Annotated in this window: 4 protein-coding genes; 1 reads left to right on the forward strand and 3 read right to left on the reverse strand. The window is 66.7% G+C overall.

The window, feature by feature from the left end:
• The first annotated feature begins 383 nt into the window (after nucleotides 1–383).
• On the forward strand, nucleotides 384–1,760 hold the full coding sequence (locus tag DH10_RS31315; RefSeq protein ID WP_192257338.1) for an MFS transporter: 1,377 nt from the start codon (nucleotides 384–386) through the stop codon (nucleotides 1,758–1,760).
• A 94-nt stretch (nucleotides 1,761–1,854) separates the two neighbouring features.
• On the opposite strand, the gene purH is transcribed toward DH10_RS31315, so the two are convergent.
• From purH to DH10_RS31330, 3 genes are all read right to left on the reverse strand, one after another.
• On the reverse strand, nucleotides 1,855–3,471 hold the full coding sequence (purH, locus tag DH10_RS31320; protein WP_192257340.1) for a bifunctional phosphoribosylaminoimidazolecarboxamide formyltransferase/IMP cyclohydrolase: 1,617 nt from the start codon (nucleotides 3,469–3,471) through the stop codon (nucleotides 1,855–1,857).
• 111 nt (nucleotides 3,472–3,582) lie between these two features.
• Complete coding sequence (locus DH10_RS31325) at nucleotides 3,583–5,292, reverse strand: heparinase II/III family protein (RefSeq protein ID WP_192257343.1); 1,710 nt, start codon at nucleotides 5,290–5,292, stop codon at nucleotides 3,583–3,585.
• A 149-nt stretch (nucleotides 5,293–5,441) separates the two neighbouring features.
• Nucleotides 5,442–6,800: RsmB/NOP family class I SAM-dependent RNA methyltransferase (locus DH10_RS31330; protein WP_192385704.1), on the reverse strand; the 1,359-nt coding region annotated here is incomplete at its 5' end.

Raw genomic sequence — 6,800 nt, forward strand, 5'->3', positions numbered from 1 at the left:
GGTCGCGGCCTGGCTGGAGGCCGGCGGCGAACGCGTCGGGCGCATCCGCGACCGGCTGCAGGCGCTGACCGAAGGCGGCGACATCACCGTGTCGAGGCTTTCGGTGGCGTCCGGCCTGATGAGCGACCTGACGGGGATGTGAGGCTTACCTTCCCCTTGTGGGGAGGGTCGAAGCGGCGGGGCGGGGGGGCGGCGCCGCCCCCCCCCCCGGCCCCGACCTCCCCACAAGGGGGAGGTAGAGGCAGGCGCTCTTCTTCCCACTGATGCGGAAATCGGGCCGGCAAACCAGTAAGGGCAGCTGCTTCCTTGTTCATTTGCATCGCCGCCCGAAAACATGCAGACATGGCGCGGGTCGCGGGCGGAGCGATGATGCCGGAGGGGACATGGCCGAAGTAGCAGTGCAGCGGGCAACGGGGCGCGGCATCTGGGGCTGGATGTTCTTCGACTGGGCGGCGCAGCCTTTCTTCACCGTCGTCACCACTTTCATCTTCGGGCCCTATTTCGTCTCGCGCATGGCGAGCGATCCGACCACCGGGCAGGCTGCCTGGGGTTACGGCATCGCAGCCGCGGGTCTCGTTATCGCCGTGCTTTCGCCAGTGCTGGGCTCGGTCGCCGATCAGACCGGACCGCGCAAGCCATGGATCGCCTTCTTCGCCGCGATCAAGATCGTCAGCCTCACGCTGCTTTGGTTCGCCGCGCCCGGCTCCAGCCTTTTCCTGATCGTGCTGCTCTTCTCGCTCGCCTCGGTGGCGGCGGAATTCTCTACCGTCTTCAACGATTCCATGATGCCGCGCCTGGTGCCGAAGGAAGAGATCGGCAGGATCTCCAATGTCGCCTGGGGGCTCGGCTATCTCGGCGGCATGGTGGCGCTGATCTTCGTCGTGCTGTTCCTGGCCGGCAATCTGGAGACCGGCAAGACGATCATCGGCCTCGACCCGCTGTTCGGGCTCGATCCGAAGCTTGGCGAGGACGCGCGCTTCACCGGGCCCATGTCGGCCGGATGGTACTTCCTGTTCATCCTGCCGATGTTCTTCTTCACGCCGGACGCCAGCAAGGGGCTTTCGATGGGCCCGGCGGTGCGCGAAGGCCTGTCGGAGTTGAAGTCCACTCTCTTCGAGGTGCGCAGGCGCGTCGGCATCTTCCGCTTCCTCGTCGCCCGCATGATCTATCAGGACGGAGTCAACGCGCTCCTGGCGCTCGGCGGCACGTTCGCCGCCGGCATGTTCAACTGGTCGATCACCGAGATCGGCATGTTCGGCATCATCCTCAACGTCGTCGCCATCTTCGGCTGCTGGATCGCGGCGCGCCTCGACACCGCGCTCGGTTCGAAGGCCGTGGTGATGATCGCGCTGGTCCTGCTTCTGCTCGCGACGGTCGGCGTCGTGTCGACCGGGCCGGGCTTCACGCTGCTCGGCCTGATACAACTGCCCACAACCGATTCCGGCGGCCTGTTCGGCACTGCGGCCGAAAAGGCTTACATCCTCTACGGCCTGCTGATCGGCCTAGCCTTCGGGCCGGTTCAGGCTTCGTCGCGCTCCTACATGGCGCGCAGCGTCACGGCCGCCGAGTCCGGCCGCTATTTCGGCATCTACGCGTTGGCAGGACGGGCAACCAGCTTCCTGGCGCCGTTCCTGGTGTCGACGATCACGCTCGCCAGCGGCTCGGCCCGGCTCGGCATGGCGGTGATCGCGCTGTTCCTCGGCCTCGGCATGGCAATCCTGCTCAGGACGCCCTATCCGGCGGACAAGCCGGTGGAATAACGCCTCTCCTTCTCCCCTTTGTTTAGACTGGGGACATCGCACACTTGTTCGCGATGTCCCCGGTCTAAACAAAGGGGAGAAGGAGAGGGCGCGCTCAATGCCTGAAGTGCCGCACCCCCGTGAACACCATGGCGATGCCGTGCTCGTCGGCGGCGGCAATCACGTCGTCGTCGCGCATCGAGCCGCCGGGCTGGATCACGGCCGTGGCCCCTGCCTCGATCGCCGACAGCAGGCCGTCGGCGAAGGGGAAGAAGGCATCGGAGGCGACCACCGAGCCCTTGGTCTGCGGTTCCGCAAGGCCGGCGGCTTCCGCCGCATCGAGCGCCTTGCGGGCGGCGATGCGCGAGGAATCGACACGGCTCATCTGGCCGGCGCCGATGCCGACGGTGGCGCCGTCCTTCGCATAGACGATGGCGTTCGACTTGACGTGCTTGGCGACGCGAAAGGCGAATTTGAGGTCGGCCATTTCGGCCGGCGTCGGCGCGCGTTTTGTCACCACCTTCAGCTCGAGATCGTCGACCACCGCATTGTCGCGGCTTTGCACCAGCAGCCCGCCGGCGACCGATTTCGCCATCGTGCCCGTCGCGCGCGGATCGGGCAGGCCGCCGGTGACCAGCAGGCGCAAGTTCTTCTTCGCCGCGACGATCGCCGTGGCCTCATCGGTGGCGTCGGGCGCGATGATCACCTCGGTGAAGATCCTCACGATCTCCTCGGCCGCTTCGGCGTCGAGGATGCGGTTCATGGCGACGATGCCGCCATAGGCTGAGACCGGATCGCAGGCCAGCGCCTTGGCGTAGGCCGCCTTCAGCGTCGCGCCTTCGGCGACGCCGCACGGGTTGGCGTGCTTGATGATGGCGATCGCCGCCGACTGGGCCGGATCGAATTCGCCGACCAGCTCGAAGGCGGCGTCGGTGTCGTTGATGTTGTTGTAGGAAAGCTGCTTGCCCTGCAGCTGTCTTGCCGTTGCCACGCCCGGCCGTTTGTCGCCGGAAAGATAGAAGCCGGCGCCCTGATGCGGGTTCTCGCCATAGCGCATCACCTGGTCGAGGCGGCCGCCGAAGGCGCGCCAGGTCGGATGTTCGATCTCGAGCGCCTCGGCGAACCAGCCGGAGATCGCCGCGTCGTAGGTCGCGGTGCGGGCAAAGGCTTTCGCCGCCAGCTTCTTGCGGAAATCGAGCGACAGCGAGCCGAGATTCATTTCGAGCGCATTGAGCACCGAGGCGTAGTCGGCGGGATCGGTGACGATCGCGACATAGGCGTGGTTCTTGGCCGAGGCGCGGATCATCGCCGGGCCGCCGATGTCGATATTCTCGACGATGGAGGCGTAGCCGGCGCCGGAGCGGCGGACCTCCTCGAACGGATAGAGGTTGGAGACGACGAGGTCGATCGGCACGATATGATGATCGTGCATCGCTTTCGCGTGCTCGGGATCGTCGCGGACACCGAGCAGCGCGCCATGCACCGACGGATGCAAGGTCTTGACGCGGCCATCCATGATCTCGGGAAAACCGGTCAATTCCGATACGTCGCGGACGCCGAGGCCGGCCTCGGCGATCGCCTTGGCCGTGCCGCCGGTGGAGACCAGTTCGACGCCGGCGGCGGCAAGCGCTTTGGCAAAGTCGATCAGGCCTGTCTTGTCGAAAACGGAAAGCAGCGCGCGGCGAACCGGAACGAGGTCGGGCGCCGGAATGTTCTTGGCGGGGACGGCCATGGCTGGCGGCCTTTCAAGGCTGGTTGGGAAACGTTCGCGGCCGTAGCATATGAGGCCCGGAAATCAAGCGCGCAGCGCGGGTTCCTTCGCTTCGTATCAGTTGTTTTCGGGTTAGCCGGCGATATTGGTGCGCGTCAGCTGCCAATGCACCTCGGCGATTTCCGAGGCCTTGAAGGCAAGCACGATTTGCCGGCTGCGGCGCGGTCCGCCGAGCCCGGCGAAATAGATCGATTCCTCGACCTCCGGCGCCACTTCCGCGCAGGTGAACGCCCAGGTGTCGCCCTGGACGGCCGCCAAGGTCAGGCGGTCCTGCTCGTCCTGCAGCAGTCCGATGTCGGGATGGATGTGGAAGCGCACCGTGACGAAGTCGCGGCCATTGTTGCGGATCGTGGCTTTCCCGGGGCGCAGAAAGCGATCGCGGCCGGCGAGCACATTGCCGTTGGTCGTCAGCTTCAGCTCACGCTCATGCAGGAAGCCGAAGCGCGCGGCATAGCCGTCGTGGCGGGCGACAAAGCCGTGCACGCCCTTCTGGTCGATGCGCTTGCAGGGCACGTGCTGCGGGCCGCCGATCAGCGGGGAGCCGAGCAGGTCGCTGACCCGCAGCGAATGGCTGAATCGCGCCGACGACGTATCGTTGACGGTGGCGGTCGAATGCGCGGCGGTGGCGCGGGCGAGCGGCCGGAATTCGGCGGCGCCATAGGTGTCGATGCCCGCGTTGACGATGAAGTGCTGGCGTCCGGAAGAAAGCTCGAAGGCGAGGCACCCGGCGTGGGCTGCGTTGGAAACGTCGACCGGCGGCGGCGTGCCGGTGTCGGCGATCACCGTGACGCCGCCCATCGACAGGCGCTCATAGCCGGAATGCGGCGCGTGCAGCAGCGGCGCGCCGGCCGCGTCGTCATGGCGCAGGATGGTGGCGATGCGGTCATGGATGGTGGCGCCCATGCCGTTGAAGCGGGCGAGGCTGCCGTCCTGGTGGCGGAAGAAGCGCAGCGCCGGCAGCATGCGGTCGATGGCGTTGATCAAGGCGGGCGGCGGCGCCTCGGCCTGGTTGGCATAGGTCTGGCGCAGCGGCAAAAGGTCGGCCAGCAATTCCAGCACCGTCATCGGGTTGCGCGAGATATGGCCGCCGTCAGGCAGGATCTGGTGGTCCAACTCCTCGGCCAGATTGCGCGTGGCGTTGCGCAGCGCCGAGGCCGGTGCCGGCAGCGACAGGGCGGCGAAGGCAAGCGCGATGCGGGCGCGCAGCCTGTCCTTGCCGTCCGGCATCTCGCGCGCCATCGATCTGAGATAACGAATCTGCATGGCAAGCGATTTGAGGAAGGCGCGGTAGAACGGAAACTCGGCGCCTTGCAGCACGATCGAGGAATGCTGCAGCCACGCAATCACCCGCTTGGCCGTCGTGCCAGGCTCCCAGGCGACGCCCGATATCTGGTTGCCGTGCATGGCGATCCAGTCCGAGACCAGGGCGCGAGCATTGGCGGCGGCCAGCTCGGTGCCGGCGGCGCGCATGTGGCGCAGCCAGCGGAAGCCGTGCAGCGTCTTTTGCCAACCGTGGTTGGGCACATCGATCTGGAAGGGCGATTTGCCGCCGGTCTCGACCATGTGGCCGGACAGCGGATAGCGGCCACAGTAGATTTCAAGCGCGATCTGCGGGTCGGCGAGCCTCAGATCCGGCGGCGCGATGAGGACGCGCTCGGGCGTGCGGCCGGAATAACGCCAGCGATAGACAGGACCGGCACGAAGGCGCCGGCGCATCTTGCGCCAGAACTCCCTCGCGACAAGCGTCCAAAGACGCGTCGTGCTGCCGGCAGCAAGTGCCAAAACCCCTCCTGATTGTCCTCAGTCCCGAAGCACAAGCTTATATGATTCAAGAACTTATGCGAAGGCGGATTTCACCGAAGTGGAGCCCTTCACGCGCCGCCGCCGGGGGCCGTCCCTAAAAAAGTCCGCAAGTTTTATGCAATAACGGCCTAAATCGTCCTTCTCATCCGGGCTGCAAAGAAGCCGTCCATGCCGGAAATGCCGGGCGATTCCAGCATCATGTCGGCGGGCGTGGTACGCAACGTGCCGTCGGCCGTAAGGAACGGGTCGAGACCTGCGAATTCGCCCGGCCGGATCGGATCGGCGGCCACGCCAGGAGTCTCGGCAAGGAAAGCGCGGTAAAGATCCTCGCCCTCGATAGGATCGAGCGAACAGTTGGAAAAAACGAACCGCCCGCCGGGTCTGACGAGGCCGACGGCGTGGGCGAGGAGCTTGCTTTGAAGCGTGGCGAGCTTCTCGACATCGGCCATGGTCTTCGTCCACGGCACGTCGGGATGCCGGCGCACGGTGCCGGTCGACGAGCAGGGGGCGTCGAGCAGCACGGCGTCGAACAGTTCCGCCGGCCGGTAGTCGAGCAGGTCGGTCTGCACCAGCTCCGCCGACAGGCCGAGGCGTTTCAGGTTCTCACCCAGCCTGGTCAGCCGGTTCTTCGAGGTGTCGAGAGCGGTGACGTTCGCACCGGCGAGGATGAGCTGCGCCGTCTTGCCGCCGGGCGCGGCACAAAGGTCGGCGATACGCCGTCCCTCGATGTCGCCGAACAGGCGCGCCGGCAAGCTTGCCGCCGCATCCTGCACCCACCAGGCGCCCTCGGCGAAGCCGGGCAGGTCGGTCACGCCGGCCTGCAGCTTCTCGACCCGCACCGTACCGGTCGGCAGCACGATGCCGCGCAACTTCTCTGCCCAGAATGCTGGGTCTGACTTGACCGTGAAATCGACAGGCGCCTCATGGCGATGCGCGGCAAGGATGGCGCGTGCCTTGTCGGCGCCATAGGCCGCGGTCAACCGATCCGCGAACCACTGCGGCGCTTCGCTCGTCGTGGCAAGCGCCGGTGCAAGCTCGGCGTCCTTGGCGCGCGCCAGCGAGCGCAGCACGCCGTTGACCAGACCGGAGAAACGCAGCGTGCGCGGATCCGACTTGGCGTGGGTGACGGCAAGGTCGACGGCCGCACTGTCGGGGATATCGAGAAACAGGATCTGCGCCGCGCCCACGTGCAGGATATGCGAGAGCGCGGTGGCATTGGCCGGCAGCGGCCTTTCCAGACGCTTTGCCAGCAGTCCGGCAACAGTCATGCGGTGACGCAGCGCGGTGACCAGGATGGCGCGCACCAGCGCGCGGTCGCGGGCATCGAGCGCCTTGTATTGCGGGTGGCCGTGCTCGTTGTCGGTCAGGCCGTCGAGCGGGGTGCGAGCATCGATGACGGCGGCAAGCAGGCGCGCGGCGGCCTTGCGCGCGGCAAGGCCGGCGATCGCCTCGCTCGTATTGCCGTCACGTCTGCCCGGGGTTTGCGG

The organism is Mesorhizobium silamurunense (assembly GCF_014843825.1).
GTDB classification, from domain to species: Bacteria; Pseudomonadota; Alphaproteobacteria; order Rhizobiales; family Rhizobiaceae; genus Mesorhizobium; species Mesorhizobium silamurunense.

Coding starts and splice junctions, on each gene's coding strand:
- purH (WP_192257340.1), bottom strand. CDS start 3,471: ATGGCCGTCCCCGCCAAGAACATTCCGGCGCCCGACCTCGTTCCGGTT.
- DH10_RS31315 (WP_192257338.1), top strand. CDS start 384: ATGGCCGAAGTAGCAGTGCAGCGGGCAACGGGGCGCGGCATCTGGGGC.